The following is an 18,177-nucleotide window of genomic DNA, read 5'->3' as shown; positions in this document are numbered from 1 at the left end:
GGTGAGCGGCGATGTACCACCCCGTGGTGTGCTCGAAGGTAGCTTGGCTTTGGAAGCGCACCACGGCTATACCTTGCTCGCGGAAGGCGCGGGGAGACGTGTGGGATTCAAACTCGTCGCTGATGATTTCTTGAACCGTGCTGTCAGGGAGGAAGAGGCGCACCTTTGCTTTGTAGTAGTACTCGGTAGGATCAGCATGCGGCACGTGCCGACCGGTTTGCCAGATCTCGCTGAGCAGCGCGGGATAGTACTCAATCCAGCCATTTTCAGCGGCGGTGCCCAACCGGCGTGCGCCCCACGTCGAACTGCGAATGGATCGGATCTGTCTCCCTGCCGCGACCACGAGCACGAGGAAAAAGACTGCGACGGCCAATCCCTGCCACCCCGAGCTGATGAACGTATCTTCGCCGATAATGGCTGATATCGCGATAGCGAGTAGCACTACCGCCACGATGAGGGTGGTCCGCAGGTTCTTCCAACCAGATGTGGATCCACCCGGCATTGGCCCAGCCGCTGCAATGGCGCGACCGACGGCAGCTGTTGTGGGCGAAGGGTTTGGCGAAGATACTTCCCTTAAGCTACGGGGAATGAGTCTTTCGGAGTATTCATGATCCGGAAAGTCGAACGGGGCTATCGCTTGCTGAGACAATGTGGTGGGCTCCTGATGAAGGTGGGGGCGTCACGATGGCGAGTCGCTGGGTGCTAGCCTTTTACCCAGTTTTGCTCAGCAAAAGACAGCGCCGCTTCGATGTTCTTCTTGCGCAGACCATTCTGGAGTTCTACTTGCGGAGAGTCTGAATCGGCGCGGTATCCGACCACACTCCAGCCGTTATTGTGGTTGAAATCAACGGTGGCGACGAGGGGACCGTCGGCGAGCAGCCGGCCGCGAAGCTTCAGCCAGTTCGGGTTCGGGGCGATGAACTCCGCTGTCATGCCCTTTGTCAATGAACCGTCTGGCTGCAAGATGAGTATCGGGGCGGTGTAGTAATAGTCGGTGTTGTCGTCGTAGTCGACGCGGCGCTTGTAGACGAGCTCCCCGATTAACGCAGGGCGGCACTCAATCCACCCATTCGCCCAGGCGGTCCGCAACCTAGTCCTCGTTCCCCAGCGCCCCCGCACGAGCATGACTCCGACAAAGATGAATACCATTGCGGCAAGCCCGTTGATAATGCTGGCTATTGGTATCCCGCCGATCGTTCCGTCTGCGCCCGGAAAGAGGACAAAGAGGAAAAGCACATGCATCACTGTGAAGAAGAGGGACATGACCCCCATGGAGATGAGGATGAATCCAACGATGATCGTTCCGAGATTCGTTTGGCCGATCGGTCGCCCGACACTATTGATAGCTTCGCGAATACCGCTGCGGTCCACGTTGGGGTTCGGCTGCTGATCGTGCTCCTTTAATTCCTTAGGCGCGAGGGAGCTGGCGCTGGCTGCATCAAATTTCAGCGGTGACCGAGGCAATTGAATAGAAGGCTGCGTCATGGATCACAGTGTAAAGGGCTTGGAGCCGCCTTTCTCGTCGCCTCAACACCCAATGGGGAGTAGGACCCGTGTTGGGCGGCGGGCCAACCAATCAAACAGCGGCTTAGCGCACCCAATGCTGTTCGGCGAATTGGAGAACGGCATCAACTTGGCCGCCGGTGAGTCCATTGGAGAGTTCCGCCTCTGAGCTCGTTCCGTCGGTGCGGTAAGCAGCGACGGTCCATCCATTATTGTTCGCAGTATCCACGGTAGCGATCCGGGCCCCCTCCGCCACTGCGGCGCCCCGTGACTTTAGCCAGCTCGGATTCGCAGCTCGAAACTCACCGGACATGGCCCTCGCTAGTGTGCCGTCTGGCTGAAGGATCATGAGCGGCGCGGAGTAATAGAAATAGGTCCGTTCGCGATCTTCGGGTCCTTCGGTTTTGCTGCGTAGGTAAACCAACTCACCAATGAGGGCGGGACGATATTCTACCCAGCCGTTGCGCCACGCGGTGCGCAGACGCCGAACGTTACCGATCTCCTTGAGAATGTTCCACAGACTCACAGCGAGAAACATCGTGCTGAGCAAACAAAAAATGATCGGGATTAGCGAAAATATGCCGAAGTCAGAGAAGCTGGTTCGCGGAGGACCAAAATCACCAGCGAAGAAAGAGATCGTCATCTTGCACATAAATAGACCAACTAGACCTATGATGAGCCAGACTGACAGGTCGCTGATCTTCAGGCGTCCAGGCAGTGGCCCAGCCTCCTCGATAACCGCGCGAAGACCTGAATTGTCTATTCGCGGACTCGGCTGAGCATCGTGGGCGCGCTGTTCTTTCGGAGCAAGCCGGGGTGTGGCATTCAGACTGATTCCACACTGCGTCCGCGGAAGCTGTAGGGGAGTATGGTCCATGCGCCACAGTGTAGCGTCAACCACACTCCGGCACTGAGTGTTAAGCGCTTAGTGATCTGCGTGTGGGCCACGAATCGATTGCTCTACTAAGGACAACACCTGTTCTAGATTCTTTGTGTCCCCGAGAGCCAGGCGGTTGATAAAGCCGTCCATGAAGGTCTCCAGATAAGTCACGAGGGTATCGATGGAGACGTCGTCCCTCAGCCGGCCCTTCTCGGCGTTGGATTCCAAACGCGCGCGAACCGCCTTATCCAAGATCTGCTGCTCCTCATGCCAGCGAGCGGCGAAGGATGGATCCGTGCGCAACATCGAGGTCACCGCGAGCCGTGTGGCGAGCCAATCGTGGCGCTCTGGATGGCGCAGCATCTCGCTCATTACCTCAACGAGACCGTTGTTTGCTACGACCTCGGCCTCGCGGGCCGCGTCTTCCCGGGCCAAGGCCAAAAAGAGAGATTCTTTATCGCCGAAGTGGTGAAAAATGGCCCCGCGCGATTTGCCCGTGGCTTCTTCGAGGCGTCGAACCGTGGCACCTTCATAGCCGTGCTCAGCGAAGCATCTGCGTGCACCCACCAGGATGTCATGGCGGCGGCGGTTCAGTTCGGAGTCGCTCATAATCGGCATGGCTGGGGAAAAGCTCCTTAAAGCACAGCGGGGGATAGACAGGTGACGGAAGTATGCGGAGTATGTGGGGCGAGAAGCAGAAAGGCCAGCCAGCACTCTATGTTGCTAGCTGGCCTATCCGCCTAACTATGCAGGCCACCCCGTTTCCGGTGAGCCTGCATGGTGGGCAAGGTTGGTTTAGGCCTTGACCATCTGGCGCAGAACGAACTGCAGGATGCCGCCGTGGCGGTAGTAGTCGGCCTCACCAGGCGTATCGATGCGAACCTTGGCATCGAACTCAACGGTCTCGCCGGATTCCTTGGTGGCGGTCACGTGGACCGTCTTCGGAATGCCGCCCTCGTTAAGAGCCTCAATGCCCTCGATATCGAAGGTCTCGGTGCCGTCCAGGCCCAGAGACTCGTGGGACTCGCCCTCCGGGAACTGCAGCGGGATGACGCCCATACCGATGAGGTTGGAGCGGTGGATGCGCTCGAAGGACTCGGTGATGACAGCCTTCACACCAAGCAGGTTGGTGCCCTTAGCAGCCCAGTCACGGGAAGAACCGGTGCCGTATTCCTTACCGGCAAGAACAACCAGCGGGATATCGGCTGCCTTGTAGTTCTCGCAGGCATCGAAAATGAAGGCCTGCGGTGCGCCCTCCTGGGTAAAGTCGCGGGTGTAGCCACCGGCGACGTCGACCAGCTGGTTCTGGAGGCGGATGTTGGCGAAGGTACCGCGCATCATGACCTCGTGGTTACCACGACGGGAACCCAGGGAGTTGTAGTCCTGGCGCTCCACACCGTTGGCATCCAGGTACTGAGCGGCCGGGGTGCCCGGCTTAATGGAGGAAGCGGGGGAGATGTGGTCGGTGGTTACGGAGTCACCGAGCTTAGCCAGAACACGAGCGCCCTTGATGTCCTGAACCGGTTCCGGCTCAGTTGGCATGCCGTCGAAGTACGGTGCCTTGCGGATGTAGGTGGAGTCCTCATTCCACTTGAAGGTCTCACCCTCCGGGACATCCAGGCTGCGCCATGCGTCATCGCCCTTGAACACGTCGGCGTAGTCCGCCTCGTAGAGCTCGCGGGAGATGGCCTGCTGGATGGTGTCCTCAATCTCCTGCGGGGAAGGCCAGATGTCCTTGAGGAAGACATCGTTGCCATCCTGATCCTGGCCCAGCGGCTGGGTCTCGAAATCGAAGTCCATGGTGCCGGCAATAGCGTAGGCGATAACCATGATGGGGGAAGCCAAGTAGTTCATCTTGACGTCCGGGGAGATACGGCCTTCGAAGTTACGGTTACCGGACAGCACTGCGGTAGCAGCCAGATCGTGCTCGTTGATAGCGTTGGAGATTTCCTCCGGCAGCGGACCGGAGTTACCAATACAGGTGGTGCAGCCGAAGCCGGAGAGGTAGAAGCCCAAGGCCTCCAGATCCTTCCACAGGTCTGCGCGCTGGAAGTAGCCGTCAACGACCTGGGAACCCGGGGCACAAATGGTCTTAACCCACGGCTTGGACTTCAGGCCCTTTTCAGCAGCCTTACGTGCGATGAGGCCAGCGCCAACCATGACAGACGGGTTAGAGGTGTTGGTGCAGGAGGTGATGGAGGCGATAGCAACCATGCCGTGGTCCAAGGTGTACTCGCCACCGTTCGGGGAGGTGACGGTCACCGGGTTGGACTGGCGGCCGGAGCTGCCCTTGGCAGCGGACTCACCCTCGCCTGCGCGGGACTTGTTCAGGCCACCGGTCACGTCAACGAGAGCATTCTCGTCGCCGCCCTCGGCGGTCATGCGCTTTGCCTCGATGGTGGACTCGTCGGCGACGACGTCACCGGAAGCGTAGGTCGGCAGGTCCTTACGGAACTGCTCCTTTGCCTCGGAGAGGAGAATGCGGTCCTGCGGGCGCTTCGGGCCAGCGATGGACGGCTTAACGGTGGACAGATCCAACTCGAGGTACTCGGAGTACTCTGCCTCCGGAGCGTCCTGCTCGAGCCACATGCCCTGAGCCTTGGCATAAGCCTCAACGCGATCGATCTGCTCCTGCGGGCGGCCGGTGAGCTCGAGGTACTTGATGGTCTCCTCGTCGATCGGGAAGATCGCAGCGGTGGAACCGAACTCGGGGGACATGTTACCGATGGTGGCGCGGTTGGCCAGCGGCACGGACTTCACACCGTTGCCGTAGAACTCGACGAACTTCTGAACGACACCGTGCTGACGCAGCATCTCGGTGATGGTCAGCACCACGTCGGTAGCGGTCACGCCGGTCGGAATCTCGCCGGTGAGCTTGAAGCCCACCACGCGCGGGATCAGCATGGACACCGGCTGACCCAGCATTGCTGCCTCTGCCTCGATGCCGCCAACACCCCAGCCCAGGATGCCCAGGCCGTTCTCCATGGTGGTGTGGGAGTCGGTACCGATACAGGTATCCGGGTATGCGAGACCGTCGTTGTCGAAGACCACGCGGGAGAGGTACTCAATATTGACCTGGTGGACAATACCGGTTCCCGGGGGAACAACACGGAAGTTAGAGAAGCTCTCAGCGCCCCAGCGCAGGAACTGGTAGCGCTCCTGGTTGCGCTCGTACTCGATCTCGACGTTCTTCTCGAGGGCTTCGGTGGAGCCGAAGGCTTCGACGATGACGGAGTGGTCAATAACCATCTCAGCCGGGTTGAGCGGGTTCACCTGGTCGGGCTTGCCGCCGAGTGCGGAGATAGCCTCACGCATGGTTGCGAGGTCCACCACGCAAGGGACGCCAGTGAAATCCTGCATGAGAACGCGGGCCGGGGTGAACTGAATCTCAGTATCCGGCTCAGCGGAAGGATCCCAATTGGCCAAAGCGTTGATGTGATCCTTGGTTACGTTTTTACCGTCCTCGTAGCGCAGCTGGTTCTCAGCCAGAACCTTGAGGGAGTACGGAAGCTTCTCCAGGCCCTCGACTGCGTTGATGTCAAAGTAGTCATAAGACTTACCGTTGACCTCAAGAGTCTTCTTGGCGCCGAAGGAGTTCAGGCTTTCAGTCATAAGGAGCTCCATTCCTTGCTTTTCGCTTGTGGGTTATCGAACACTTGTCGAGGGTTCGTCGAACTATCCGACTTGCACTGTCCCTTCAGGGGGCCAAGCGTGTCGACGATCTTTGAACGCGCATGTTCTCTAATACATTGTAGATGTAAGAACCCTCGGTCGACACCACTATAACAGTACGCGCGTTCTGTTTCATCCATTTCGGGGGTAGCGGCGCGTCGTGGCGGTTGCCCGGGTTGGACGGTTTAGGCTCAACCACGACTGTAGGGGGAACCGAAGCGCTACAAGACAACGAGGAGTGGCAGATGATCCCGGCGGACGTAGATGTAGACGATATTACCGCGCAGCTGTCAGCCGATGGCGTTGCCTTCTCCAATCCGGAGCTGGCGCTTGACGACGACCTCCAGGCCCACATCTCTACCTCATTACAATCCGGACACGGTATCGCAGTGGTTGACGTCTTTCCGGAGAAGATTCCAGATCTCCGCGACTTAGCGCAAACCCTCCAGCAACAGACGGGACTAGACACCGTCATACTGCAGGCGCCCATGAAGGTCTCTGCGGTGAGTAATTCCTATAACCGCGCGGCCTTGGAGGCGGCCGAAGATGCATTACCAACCGGACTCGATCAGGTCACGCTGCTCAATGATTTCTATGCCACCGCTGACCATTTTTCGACACCATGGGGGATCATCCTGGGACTCCTTTTCTGCCTTGCTGCAGCCGCCGGATGGATGGCTTTCCGTGCGTCTGCACGGCAAAATTTGGCCGCCGAAAAATAGGTGAAATATCTACCGTGCACACCTCGCTGCTCGCCGGGGGTTGACAGTAGGGGGAGTGGGGAAGTGGCAAAAGTCAACCACTATCCCTTTACTTTCGAAGCGGGGGAGTGGTTGGCGTCGCGCGCCGAACGACAAGACATCCGTCACTGAGGGGTATGCCGGGCCGTGAAATTTCACCAAGGGTCACGTGGTCCCGTTGGAATTCCGTGCCCCAGTCCGCCATGAAGGATGAATGTAGCAATCCGGAGCAACCACGAGAGCGGTCGGTGAGACAAGCCTCAAGACGTGACACCGCACATTCACCGCCAGGCAGCCTTGGAAGCAGACCTTGCGAGTAGGCGTTACTCAAAAGTGATAAACATCACAATCACACCTTGATAACAAAGTCATTGCAGGTTAGGTGCTCCTGTCATGCCCTGTGCCCGCACGTGGCTGATGTGAAAATTGAGGAAAGTGTGCGAGATGGCGTGTCGGTGACGTATGGTTCACGTATCGACTCACGGGTTGACTATTGCTCCATACGTTCATGGGCCAAGCCTTGACTCTCAATTGATTTGTCGCACGGGTATGTGGGGAAGCACGCCACGAGCGAAGGGAACAGTTGGGGTTCACCGCCTGGTGGATGAACGTCGTGTCACTGCTGACGCGAGTAGCAGAACAGTTTGCCCGAGGCAGTCGGTACCAGTGTTCAACTTTTAAAAATCGAAACACCTACCTTCCGAGTGGAAGAGGCTTCACACACTTCATTGTGCGCGTCTTTGTAGCGGGCAAGAAGCGGCCGTATGCTCTTCCGGTTTCCGGTTGGGTGCCAGCCATGGAGGCGGGCACTTGTGCCATGTGGGCGCGAGTTGCTGCTTTCACGAGCGCGGCGTCCAGCGAGGAGGAACCGTGAGAGCCGTGGCCCTCAGCCAGAGGTGTGCCCCTTCGTCGTCGGATCGCGGCTAGTCCTAGGCGTACTCACCCTTGAGTGAGGGACGCTCTGTAATTGGAAGATTGGGGCGGCGGTCTGATGTGACGTTGGTGCATACACAGCGCCCGCGCAGTACTTTTAGTGTCGCCGTTGTTGGCAGGACACCGTGCCCTTTAGGGGCACGAACGCAGGAATGCTCTTGCCTGCGCCAGAATGTATATGCCTCGTTCGACCACCCTTGATCGCGTATCCATTACCGCTTCATCAGCCTCGAAGGCGTAGTTCTAGGAAACGCACGGCTTTCCTTAGGCACGCATGCAACTTTTCAGCTTCGATGCGGTGAGGGAGACGACGCACCCCGCAGTACCTACTCGCGATGAGCGGTCTACCAACCTCAAGTCCCGGCGGCGTTTACTGCTGCCGCATCCGGCTTCGCCCAGCCATGAGGAAATACTTTAGGGATGCACAATTACATGGGTAGGTGTCTAGGAGATAACTCTCGTGGCCACCACATCATCTTTCGGCTTCCGGCGCCTCAAAGCAGCCTTCGCTGCTATTGCGACCACTGCAGCCTTATCTACTGCCTCCTCGCTCACTCCAGCAGTGGCAGCGGAACCTGAGCAGCTCAACATCGACTCCCTGCTATCCTCCGATAATCCGTCCATCGCTGACCTCGCCGGCGCAATCGCGCAGATCGAGGAACGTATCGCTCAGGCCGAAGCAGCCATCGGCATCCAACGCGAATCGGTGAACCGGGCGCTCGTCGATCTCAACGACGCTCGAACCAAGGCGGCCCAGGCGCGCCAGGGAACCACGACGGCCCGCGAGCAACTCGACGCCGCGCAGGCGGATGTCGCGGATGCGCAAGCCAAGTTGGACGAGGTCTCACGCTCAGCCTATCGCCGCGCCAATACATCCGACACCGTTGCTCATGCAGCAGGTAAAGACGCCCGCTCGGATATGCTCGAGCGCCAGTCCTATCTACGATCGCAATCCGATAAGCAACAGGCGGTGTTGCGTGACTTGGAAAAGCAGCGGACGGAAAAGGCCAATAAGGAATCTCAGCTTCGCAAGACCCAGCAGCTTGCTGAGGAGCGCGCGGACCGGGCCGCTGATGCCGAGACCGCAGCACGCGATCAGCTCACCGCCTCCGAAGCCTCCATCAAGGATTCGGCGTCCGAACGCGATGGTCTTCTCTCACAACTCTCCGCTCTCCATAAGGCCCTCAATCATGCTAAGGGGCTTGACGACGATGAAAAGTCAACCCCTGAGACTAGTCCAGAGGTCAATGATGGGCCGTTGACTTCGGAGGTGCAGAGCGATACGCAGGACGTCACCGAGACCGCTGACGACGCCGACGAGTCCACGGTATCCCCGTCCGAGCCCGCCAGCACAACGGCTGCCGCCGAGTCCACGACCAACGCTCCAGCTGGCCCTTCGGCCTCTGAAGCCAAGACTCCTACGCTCCAAGCACAGCGCTCGACCCCTGCGGTCTCTGCGGAGGAGATGAAGGAGCTTTCAAGCGCTGCAGACGCGGTTGCTTCGGATCCAAACGTGCAGGAGCTGTCCTCTACTCGCGCAACTGGCTCTGAGAAGAAGGAGACGGGGCTGCCCCGAGACGGCAGCTCTTTTGATCCGGGTGACATCGATCCTGAGACGGTTGCCCTCGGCATCGGCGTAGTTGGAACCGTCGCCTCGATGGTGGCGGCGTCCCAGCCTAGCCACGACAACAGCTTGACCCAGGACGAGATCGACGCGCTGGTGCAGGGCTCTTCGAAGCTCTTTGCCCTTCAGGGCGAAGCGGAGAGCACGGGGTCCACGGCGGCGGGGTCCACCGAGACGTCGACGAGTAATTCGGCATCCACGACCACGTCCACTGAGGACGAGGATTCTCTTGCCTCCGAGGTGTCCGGCGTCCTCGAAGAGCTTGATACCACCGACAGCGTGACCAAGGAGGCATCGGCAACGCTAGGCGACGCCTCCCGCGACGCAAAGATCGAGACCGTGATTAAGCGCGCCACTTCCCAAGTCGGTGTTCCGTATGCGTGGGGCGGCGGTGACGCAAATGGCCCTACCAAGGGCATCCGTGATGGAGGCGTTGCAGACTCCCACGGTGACTACAACAAGGTTGGTTTCGACTGCTCCGGGCTGGTTCTGTATGCCTTCGCCGGCGTGGGTATTTCCTTACCGCACTACACCGGTTACCAGTACCAGAAGGGAACGAAGATTTCCCCGAGCGAAATGGAGCGCGGCGACCTTATCTTCTATGGCCCTAACGGCAACCAGCACGTGGCGATCTACCTTGGTGATGGCACCATGGTTGAAGCTCCCCAGTCCGGCCAAAACGTCAGTATTACCCCAGTACGACAAGGCGGCATGGCCCCCTATGCCGTGCGCCTGATCTAGGAGGGCGCGTTGCTAGACTAGGCTGCATGACTGACACACTGCGTACTGCCCAGGGCAACGCCCACAGCACCGATTCGGTGCCCTCCTCATTTGACGCCCTCCTCGTTCTTTCTTTCGGTGGCCCGGAAGGAAACGAGGAGGTCGTTCCGTTTTTGGAGAACGTTACCCGCGGCCGTGGCATCCCTCGTGAGCGCCTCGAAGAGGTGGGGGAGCACTACTTCCATTTCGGCGGCATAAGCCCTCTCAACGCATTGAATCGAGAGATCATCGCTAATATCTCTGCGGAGCTTTCGAGCCGCGGACATAATCTGCCTGTCTATTTTGGTAACCGCAATTGGCATCCCTTTGGCACAGAAGCCGTTGAACAGATGGCAGCAGATGGAGTGCGCAGCGTCGCCGTGTTTGCCACCTCGGCTTGGGGTGGCTACAGCGCCTGCCGCCAGTACAACGAAGACATCGTTGCCCTGCGTCGACACGTTGAAGAAAAGAACCTCCCAGACATTACCTTCACCAAGCTGCGTCAATTCTTCGATCACCCGAAGTTCGTAGAGGAGATGGCTGCCGCTGTACGGGAGGCCTACGCGCAGGTTCCGGCCGACAAGCTGGCTAGCACTCGCATGCTCTTCACCGCGCACTCAGTGCCCACGGCCCACGATGCGGTAGGAGGTGCTGAAGGGGATAAGCATATCTACTCGCGCCAGGTGGCGGAGGCCTCTCGCCTCGTCGCCGAAGCCGCTGGTGTTAAGGACTATGACCTCGTGTGGCAATCGCGCTCCGGCAACCCGGCCACCCCGTGGTTGGAACCGGACATCGTAGACCACACCACACGGATCCACGAAGAGGAAGGCGTCGACGGCGTCGTCGTCTGTCCCATCGGATTCATCTCTGATCACATGGAGGTGATTTGGGATCTCGATTCCGAGCTCAAGCAGGCCGCCGATGCGATGGGCGTCAGTGTCTACCGCACCCGCACTGCCGGGCCGTCTGAGCGCTTTGCGTCGCTGATCGTGGATCTGATCGAGGAACTAGAGCAGAGCGGTGAGTCCGCGTCCCTCGGCGAGGTCACAGTGCAGGGGTGCACGGTCAACGGCGAGCCCTGCGCTGATGGTTGCTGCGATATTTGGTCGCTGCGCAAGCCGCACTAGCGCGCGAATTCGCTTAGTGTGTAGGCCACTCCCGCCATGCGCGCATGGCGGATGTGGCGCCACAGGCGCAGAAGCTGCGGATCGAGGCTGTGGTCTTGGACTCGATCAGTCACCGTCTCGATAATGGCAGCAACCCGGTCAGCCCGAGCAAAGAGTTTTGCCGCACGCCCCGGCACGGCTGAGGGCAAGCCCGGTGTGTCGTAGAAGTCGCTCAGCGTACCTACGGTCAGCCGCGGGTTGGGGAGAGCATCGCTGCGATACCCCGTTGCCTCGATGAGAGTGGCCGATTCATTCGTTGCAGTGCTCAGCAGCGCATCCGCCTCTCCTGGGCTCAGCCACGCGGGCGAGGGCAACGGGGCCGTTTCCTCAATCACCGTCCACCGTGTCACACCTGCGGTGTAGGTGGGGATAAGCACTAAATTCCTATCTGGATCGTTGGTGCGCACAACAATGGCGCCGGCCGGGTTTTCGGCCGCAGCTTGAGCGGATTCGGATCCCGCCGGAAGAGCCGGTGCTTCGCCGGGCCCAGAAAGGACCAGTCGCAGCAATGGCTCCCGCTCAGCGCGCTCGATGATGACGGCCGTCTCGCGCCTTAGAAGTGACATAACATTAACGAAAGGCTGACCGTCAGCGGTTAATTGCTCGCCGCCAAGCTCAGTGAGAGCGTCGAGGAAGTCATCGGTAGACTCCTGGCCCCACAACCACGCTCCAAGCCACACGGCAACGTTTTGCAGAGGGGACCAGACTTCGGCGCGCATATCCATGGCTGGACAGTGTAGACGATAGGGTAGACCGCTATGAGCTTGAATTCCCGGGATCCTTACGGTGGCGATATTTTCGCCGGACATGCACGCAAGAAGAAAACCGAATACCCCGAGGTGCCCGCAGAACCGGGGCTGGTCGTCGAGGTTCGGGGAGACGATTTCGTGGGGGCGGTGATGGGCGTGGACAAGACCGCGTGGGGGCCAGTCGTGCGCCTCGAAGATCGTCACGGTACCGAGCGAGTATTCAAACTTGTCAAGGGCGGCTTCCTTGTGGAGGGGCAGGCGGTGACGCTGACGAGATACGTCGAGAAGCAAGCACCCAGAAAGTCGAACTCTGGATCGCGCCGCGTTGAGAACGTTGAGGCGAAAGTAGCTGCGCCATCACGTATTTGGGTCGAAGGTATCCATGATGCGGCGATCGTGGAGAAGGTCTGGGGGCACGACCTGCGAGTAGAGGGCGTGGTAGTCGAATACCTCGAGGGTCTAGACAACCTCGAGGAACGCCTCGCTGAATTCCAGCCCGGGCCTGGGCGCCGCGTGGGAGTTCTCGCGGATCACCTCGTAGAAGGCTCAAAGGAAACGCGGTTGACGCAAACAGTGGGCGAGCATGTGCTCGTAACCGGACATCCCTTCATTGATATCTGGGCAGCCGTTAAACCCGAGCGCCTAGGGCTGCGCGCCTGGCCCGAAGTTCCCTATGGGGAGGACTGGAAGGCTGGTATCTGCCGGCGAGCGGGCTGGTCCGATCCCAAGGAAGGCTGGAGCCGTGTTTATAATGCCGTCAATTCATTCCGGGATCTCGATTCCACGCTCATCGGCGCTGTAGAACGTCTCGTAGACTTCGTCACGACGCCCGAGCTGCGCAAAGAAGATCTTCTTTAGTTCGAATTCGCTCGGTCGATGAGATTCACCGCGAGCTGACATCCGGCGGTTTCCGCTGCCCAGCCTGCCGCCTGGAGGCGCTGGGACATAGCCTGTTTGGAGATACCCAATTCCTCGGCAGCCTCATTCTGGTTCAGTCCTCCGCGCACCAAGGATGTAGCCTCGCGGCCCTCCATCGTGCGCTTATTGAGTACGAAGCCGAGGAGAGCGAAGGCCGCTGCAATATCCTGCGCTTCCTGCGCCCGCCCGCGCCGATCAACCTTGGCGTAGACATGCCCCGCGCGTGCTGATCCCTTCACAGCAGCGGTAGCGACGGCGCGCGTCTCGGCATCTCCCGCGCTCTCGCCCGGGACAACACCGATACCGATGGCCCAGTCACCGTCCGCAAGGAGTGCCATGACGACATCGCAAACCGCGGAAGAGGAGTAGGCAACGGCGCAAATATCCTCGACGCCAAGGACCTCGAATTCACCGATGCCCTCCAGCGTGGAAAGCGCAGCTGCGGAGCGTTGGACCAAATCGGCGCGGCGCACCGAGCGACCGCGGTAGCGGGCATGGACTGCTAGCACGTTGAGAGACTCCTTCCAGCGAGAAACAACGTTTAGTCTACCCCTTGCGCTTGACCGGTCGTCGCATACCGGGCTCCGGCGGCAAGCGCGTGTCTAAAATGAGTCCGGCGATACCGAGTGCAGCGGCGAGGACAAAGCCAACGATGGTGTAGGGACTTGTCTTGCCGGTAAGCGCGTCCCCGAAAAAGACACCGATAGCGGTCGTGGGAATCGAACCGATGAGAGTGGCGATGGAAAACTGCAGGACCGAAATTGGGGTGAGGGCCGCGACATAGTTTAATAAGGAAAACGGAACTCCCGCGACCATCCGCAATGAGGCCACGGCGAGCCAACCGCGGCGGTCCAGGCGCGCATTGATGGCATAGACCGCCGGGTGCGTGAGGTGCGGGCGAATCCATTCACCAAGCAAGCTGCGGATTATCAGCAGGGAAACAGTGGCGGAGATGGTCAGTGCGACGAGGGAGATGACCAGCCCGAGCCACGGGCCGAAGAGGAGCCCCGCGGCTAAAGTCCATACTGTTCGGGGGATGGGGAACTGCGTGAAGAAGATATAGGCGCTGGCAAAGACGACGAGAAACCATGGCCCGAGGTGCTGCGACCAAGAACGAAGCGCGGAGAGAGAGGGGACGTCGACAAGCACGGCAAGAATCACCAGCGCCATGCCGGTGAGGATTACCGCCGCCCAACGCTTCCACGTCCAGCGGCTGCAGCTCCGCCAAGCCGAGCGCGCCAAAGACGTACAAAAGTCACCGACGCTGTACACCCAACCAGTTTTCATAGGGCTACAAGCTTAATCCGAGTGAGGCCGAAATCCTCATTGGATCCAAGCGCGTCCCGGGATCCAAGCGCGTCCCGCGAGTCGCGGTGTCTGGGGAGGAACTGGGAGTAGAGCCCCAACTTGCTGGCAAGCCCCAGTTCGATGCACGGTTTCAGCACTCCGCGGTGGATACTTATCAGAGGCACGCATCCGCATGAGCTGATTTAGTCCACTTATCTTGCTTGATCTTTAGCTAATTTCTGCCGCCTTTCTCGTCTGCGCGCGCTCGCTGCGGAGCGGTTTCTTTCCTTGCTATGAGCCCCTTTTCCTGTCTGCTGTCACACCTGTAGTTATTGGAGTACAACCATGAACTTTCTTCATAACCTCACGTCTTACATGGACGCGGCTACCTTGCTTGAGGCTTTTGGGCCGTGGGTCATAGGCGGTATTGGCCTCGTGGTGTTCATTGAGTCAGGAGTACTCTTTCCGTTCCTTCCGGGGGATTCACTCTTGGTGACCGCTGCGATTTTGCGTTATGACCTTCATGTCTCACTGTGGCTGCTTATAGCGGTTGGCATGATAGCTGCCATTGCCGGTGACCAAGTGGGCTACTGGATTGGTCACCGCTTTGGGCGCGGCCTGTTTAAGCACGATGCACGGCTTCTCAAGCTGGAGTACCTCATCACCGCGGAGAACTTCTTCCGCAAGCATGGCCCGCTGGCGTTGGTGTTGGGACGCTTCGTTCCCATTGTGCGCACCTTCGTCCCGGTGGCCGCTGGTACGGCTGAAATGCCCTATAAAAAGTTCATCGGATGGAACGTTAGCGGGGCAGTGGCATGGGTGCTCTCCATGAATTTGGTCGGCGTCTTCTTGGGAAATATTCCAGGCATTGCCGATTCGATTGAGAAGATCATGCTGCTTATCATCGCGCTGTCTGTAGCGCCCATCCTGATCAAGGCTGTGCACAGCTATGTCACGTCGAAGAAGAAGGCGACTGTAGTGGAAGAAGCGGAACCTATTAATAGCCGGGCAGCTTAGCAGTCCACGTAGCGAGCGTACTCACCCCGCAAGCGAGCGTGGGTGACATAAACGGGTTCGTTGTCCCCAGCGTGCCGCAATTCCTCCGTGAGGCCGGTCATGACCGCGTCGCGGGCTTGCGCATGGGTGGCGTGGAAGCTCATCACCGTGCCATCAACAACGGCGTCACCGAGCCGTTTAACCACAACATACTGAGAGTCCTCGGGGGCCTCGACCACATGGCGCTGCGCGGTGAAAGGATCTAGATAGGTAAAAGTAGCGTACATACGCACCCACTGTACCGATGCGAAAAGACCCGTGAATCACCTGCCTTTTCTGACAATGCGAAACACGGGGCTTCTATCTGTGCCCGAGGGGGGACTTGAACCCCCACGTCCGTTAATAGGACACTAGCACCTCAAGCTAGCGCGTCTGCCATTCCGCCACCCGGGCTAGGGTGTTTGTTCAGCCTCTCGGCTGGGCACTCGAATACTGTATCCTGAACCGGTGTCACTTCACAAATCAGCACTACACGCCATGTTTTGCGCCACTTTTGAGGATTGAAAACACACTGATGAAAGTAGAGTCTTCATCGTCGCTAGTGCGTGCCGGATCGTTGCGCCCGCATGCCCCGCCTGTGAAGTCGGCCTAGCGAGTCATAGTAAGTCAGTCTTAGTAAGTCAGAGCGCTGAATATAGCTTTCAGGTACAAAGGGATCTATGACTAGCAACACATCAGATAACACTGCGAACTACGCCGCTGACTCTCGCTTCCCGGGTCCGGACCCCTATGCCCCATTGGGCGATGTACCCGCCTTCACCGTGACCTCCTCTGACATCGAGGAAGGCGCGGAGATTGCGGAACGTTTCCGGGCTCCTGAGAATATCTCTCCACAGCTGTCCTGGACCAACGTCCCCGAGGGAACCAAGTCCTTTGCCGTCACCTGCTTTGATCCTGACGCGCCTACGGGTTCTGGTTTCTGGCACTGGGCGGCTTTCAACATTCCTGCCGACGTCCGCGAGCTCCCCACTGGAGCCGGCTCTTCCGAGGACCTCGGCCACCACGGGGTCATCAGCCTGCGAGGCGATAGCGGCCAGCGTGTCTACTACGGGCCCCAGCCGCCAGCCGGGCATGCCCCGCACCGCTATTTGTTCGCCGTGCACGCCGTTGACGTGGAGAAGTTGGAGATTGATCCAGACGCCACCCCGACGGTCCTCGGTTTCAATCTCTTCTTCCACACGCTTGGCCGTGCGGTTACCTGGGGCTGGTACGAAGCCCACTAAAGGGGGCAATTAGACTCATCACAATGAGTAAGAATCCGGAGACCAACCCCACCACCGACGGAGTAGATATCCCCGCCGCCCTGCGCGTGGGCGGCGCCTTCATGCTGTTGGCTGCTGTGCTCGCGCTATTCGGGCTCGTATCCATATTCGCCGACGGCTGGGGAGCTACCTTCGAATGGACATGGCGCCGCCTCGCCATTGTGGGTGCGGCGCTTCTCGTCGGCGCATTCAGTACCCAACGCCGCGATCAACGGGGTAGCCGCGAGCAGATCATCGCGCTGGTCTTAGCGCTCGTCCTCATCATCGCCAGCCGGGCGCTTCCCAACACGGTTCTCACCACGATGGGCCAGTACGTGGTCTTCCTGTACGCCGTCGCAGCAGGGCTATGCGCGGTCATTATCCGCCGCACCTTGCGCTAGAACCCCCCGTGGCCGGCTAGTCCGCCCATTCCAGTCCGGAACCTACGGCCTCCGAGATGTTGCTCAAGCCGTGAGCGTGAATCTGCTGGGCAATGCCGCGGTGGATATCGCGGATCCAATCCGGGCCGCCGTAGATCAGGCCGGTGTAGCCCTGCAGCAGCGAGGCTCCTGCGGTGATACGCTCCCACGCCTGTTCCGGGGTGGAAATACCACCGGCAGAAATCAAAACCAGTTCATCACCCACGCGAGCGTGGAGGCGCTGCAGGACCTCCAGCGAGCGCGCAGCCACCGGAGGGCCGGACACGCCACCGGGTCCCATCGCCGCGACCTCCTCAGCCGGGGTTTTCAACCCCTCGCGTGAGATGGTGGTATTCGTGGCCACGATGCCCGCTAGTCCAACCTCCACGGCCATATCGGCTACGGCATCAATATCTTCATCGGTGAGGTCCGGTGCAATCTTGACCAAAACCGGCGAGGACGTCGTTTCCACCACGGCCTCCATGATGGGGCGCAGGGATTCCACCGCCTGCAGGTCTCGCAGGCCCGGGGTATTAGGGGAGGAGACGTTAACCACGACATAATCGGCCAGATCCCCTAACACAGATGCACATTGGCGGTAATCATCCACCGCATGCTCAGCTTCGGTGACCTTGTTCTTACCAATGTTAATGCCAACGACATCGTTAGAGCGGCGCTTGCGTAGATTGCGGGCAGCTGCCAGCGCGCCCTCGTTGTTAAAGCCCATTCGATTCAAGATGGCCTTATCAGCCTTGAGCCGGAAGAGTCGGGGAGTGGGATTGCCCGGCTGAGCCTTCGGGGTGATGGTGCCGAGCTCGGCGTATCCGAAGCCGATGGGGGACCAGACGTCGGCAGCCGCCGCATTCTTATCAAAACCTGCGGCCAGCCCCAGCGGGCGCGGGAAGCGCACGCCAAAGACCTCTTGTGCCAGGACCGGATCAGTGACCGGTACGACCTTGCCCAGCGCACGGTTAAGCGGCGAGGCGACCTGCAGTGCGGCGAGACCGCCATTGATGATGCCGTGGATGCGTTCCGGGCTGAGCTTAAACATTCCCTTCAACGCGGCCTGGTAGGCGGCGTGGCGGGCGCGGTCGAGGGCTGAGTACTGCATGCGGTGTCCTTAAAAAGAAGTCGAAGATGAAAAGGCGCGGGATGGTGAAATCTAGCGGGGTGTCTCGTCGAGTTGCGGATCACTGATGAACTGGAGGCCGTCACCGCTAGCTGAGGCGG

17 protein-coding genes and 1 tRNA gene are annotated in these 18,177 nt (G+C 59.4%); 7 read left to right on the top strand and 11 right to left on the bottom strand.

Annotated elements, in window-relative coordinates; all coding sequences use genetic code 11:
- The 5 genes from RDN59_RS07895 to acnA form a co-directional block, all read right to left on the bottom strand.
- The coding region (locus RDN59_RS07895; protein ID WP_308607356.1) for a hypothetical protein at positions 1-502 on the bottom strand (502 nt) is incomplete at its 3' end.
- A gap of 200 nt (positions 503-702) precedes the next feature.
- Complete coding sequence (locus RDN59_RS07890; RefSeq protein WP_308607355.1) at positions 703-1,485, bottom strand: hypothetical protein; 783 nt, start codon at positions 1,483-1,485, stop codon at positions 703-705.
- A 103-nt stretch (positions 1,486-1,588) separates the two neighbouring features.
- Positions 1,589-2,380 carry a hypothetical protein gene (locus tag RDN59_RS07885; protein ID WP_308607354.1) on the bottom strand — a complete coding sequence of 264 codons (792 nt, stop codon included), beginning with the start codon at positions 2,378-2,380 and terminating at the stop codon, positions 1,589-1,591.
- Positions 2,381-2,428: 48 nt separating this feature from the next.
- Positions 2,429-3,001, bottom strand: coding sequence for a TetR/AcrR family transcriptional regulator (locus tag RDN59_RS07880; protein ID WP_293777714.1), 573 nt, complete (start codon positions 2,999-3,001; stop codon positions 2,429-2,431).
- Between the two features lie 177 nt (positions 3,002-3,178).
- Positions 3,179-5,995, bottom strand: a complete 2,817-nt coding sequence (gene acnA, locus RDN59_RS07875; protein ID WP_308607353.1) for an aconitate hydratase AcnA — start codon at positions 5,993-5,995, stop codon at positions 3,179-3,181.
- A gap of 305 nt (positions 5,996-6,300) precedes the next feature.
- On the opposite strand from acnA, the gene RDN59_RS07870 reads away from it, so the two are divergent.
- The 3 genes from RDN59_RS07870 to RDN59_RS07860 all read left to right on the top strand — a co-directional run bounded on the left by RDN59_RS07870 (position 6,301) and on the right by RDN59_RS07860 (position 11,238).
- A complete protein-coding gene (locus RDN59_RS07870; RefSeq protein WP_308607352.1) occupies positions 6,301-6,777 on the top strand; it encodes a DUF6676 family protein in 477 nt (158 codons plus the stop codon).
- A gap of 1,411 nt (positions 6,778-8,188) precedes the next feature.
- A complete protein-coding gene (locus RDN59_RS07865; protein ID WP_308607351.1) occupies positions 8,189-10,093 on the top strand; it encodes a DIP1281 family NlpC/P60 protein in 1,905 nt (634 codons plus the stop codon).
- A gap of 26 nt (positions 10,094-10,119) precedes the next feature.
- Positions 10,120-11,238 (top strand): ferrochelatase, encoded by a 1,119-nt coding sequence (locus tag RDN59_RS07860; RefSeq protein ID WP_308607350.1) that lies wholly within the window; start codon positions 10,120-10,122, stop codon positions 11,236-11,238.
- Here the strand turns inward: RDN59_RS07860 and RDN59_RS07855 are convergent.
- Entirely contained in the window at positions 11,235-12,002 is a 768-nt protein-coding gene (locus RDN59_RS07855) for a hypothetical protein (RefSeq protein ID WP_308607349.1), read from the bottom strand. The two genes, RDN59_RS07860 and RDN59_RS07855, sit on opposite strands and share 4 nt — an antisense overlap.
- Before the next feature lie 33 nt (positions 12,003-12,035).
- On the opposite strand from RDN59_RS07855, the gene RDN59_RS07850 reads away from it, so the two are divergent.
- Complete coding sequence (locus tag RDN59_RS07850) at positions 12,036-12,884, top strand: DUF3097 domain-containing protein (protein ID WP_308607348.1); 849 nt, start codon at positions 12,036-12,038, stop codon at positions 12,882-12,884.
- On the opposite strand, the gene RDN59_RS07845 is transcribed toward RDN59_RS07850, so the two are convergent.
- Together RDN59_RS07845 and RDN59_RS07840 are read right to left on the bottom strand one after the other, a co-directional pair.
- Positions 12,881-13,453 carry a MarR family transcriptional regulator gene (locus RDN59_RS07845; protein WP_308607347.1) on the bottom strand — a complete coding sequence of 191 codons (573 nt, stop codon included), beginning with the start codon at positions 13,451-13,453 and terminating at the stop codon, positions 12,881-12,883. The two genes, RDN59_RS07850 and RDN59_RS07845, sit on opposite strands and share 4 nt — an antisense overlap.
- A gap of 37 nt (positions 13,454-13,490) precedes the next feature.
- A complete protein-coding gene (locus tag RDN59_RS07840) occupies positions 13,491-14,231 on the bottom strand; it encodes a TVP38/TMEM64 family protein (RefSeq protein ID WP_308607346.1) in 741 nt (246 codons plus the stop codon).
- Between the two features lie 345 nt (positions 14,232-14,576).
- On the opposite strand from RDN59_RS07840, the gene RDN59_RS07835 reads away from it, so the two are divergent.
- On the top strand, positions 14,577-15,248 hold the full coding sequence (locus RDN59_RS07835) for a DedA family protein (protein WP_308607345.1): 672 nt from the start codon (positions 14,577-14,579) through the stop codon (positions 15,246-15,248).
- Here RDN59_RS07835 and RDN59_RS07830 read toward each other — a convergent pair.
- Together RDN59_RS07830 and RDN59_RS07825 are read right to left on the bottom strand one after the other, a co-directional pair.
- Positions 15,245-15,514, bottom strand: a complete 270-nt coding sequence (locus RDN59_RS07830; RefSeq protein WP_308607344.1) for a hypothetical protein — start codon at positions 15,512-15,514, stop codon at positions 15,245-15,247. The two genes, RDN59_RS07835 and RDN59_RS07830, sit on opposite strands and share 4 nt — an antisense overlap.
- A gap of 80 nt (positions 15,515-15,594) precedes the next feature.
- A tRNA-Leu gene (locus RDN59_RS07825) sits at positions 15,595-15,680 on the bottom strand.
- Positions 15,681-15,946: 266 nt separating this feature from the next.
- Between RDN59_RS07825 and RDN59_RS07820 the strand changes: the two genes are divergently transcribed.
- Both RDN59_RS07820 and RDN59_RS07815 read left to right on the top strand, forming a co-directional pair.
- Positions 15,947-16,510, top strand: coding sequence for a YbhB/YbcL family Raf kinase inhibitor-like protein (locus RDN59_RS07820; protein WP_308607343.1), 564 nt, complete (start codon positions 15,947-15,949; stop codon positions 16,508-16,510).
- Between the two features lie 23 nt (positions 16,511-16,533).
- Positions 16,534-16,929 carry a hypothetical protein gene (locus RDN59_RS07815; protein WP_308607342.1) on the top strand — a complete coding sequence of 132 codons (396 nt, stop codon included), beginning with the start codon at positions 16,534-16,536 and terminating at the stop codon, positions 16,927-16,929.
- Between the two features lie 16 nt (positions 16,930-16,945).
- On the opposite strand, the gene RDN59_RS07810 is transcribed toward RDN59_RS07815, so the two are convergent.
- On the bottom strand, positions 16,946-18,058 hold the full coding sequence (locus RDN59_RS07810; RefSeq protein WP_308607341.1) for a quinone-dependent dihydroorotate dehydrogenase: 1,113 nt from the start codon (positions 18,056-18,058) through the stop codon (positions 16,946-16,948).
- Positions 18,059-18,177 lie beyond the last annotated feature (119 nt).

It is taken from the genome of uncultured Corynebacterium sp., from assembly GCF_902489365.1.
Classification (GTDB): domain Bacteria; phylum Actinomycetota; class Actinomycetes; order Mycobacteriales; family Mycobacteriaceae; genus Corynebacterium.
The sequence above is the reverse complement of the archived record's forward strand: the minus strand, read 5'-3'. Positions and strand labels throughout refer to the sequence as shown.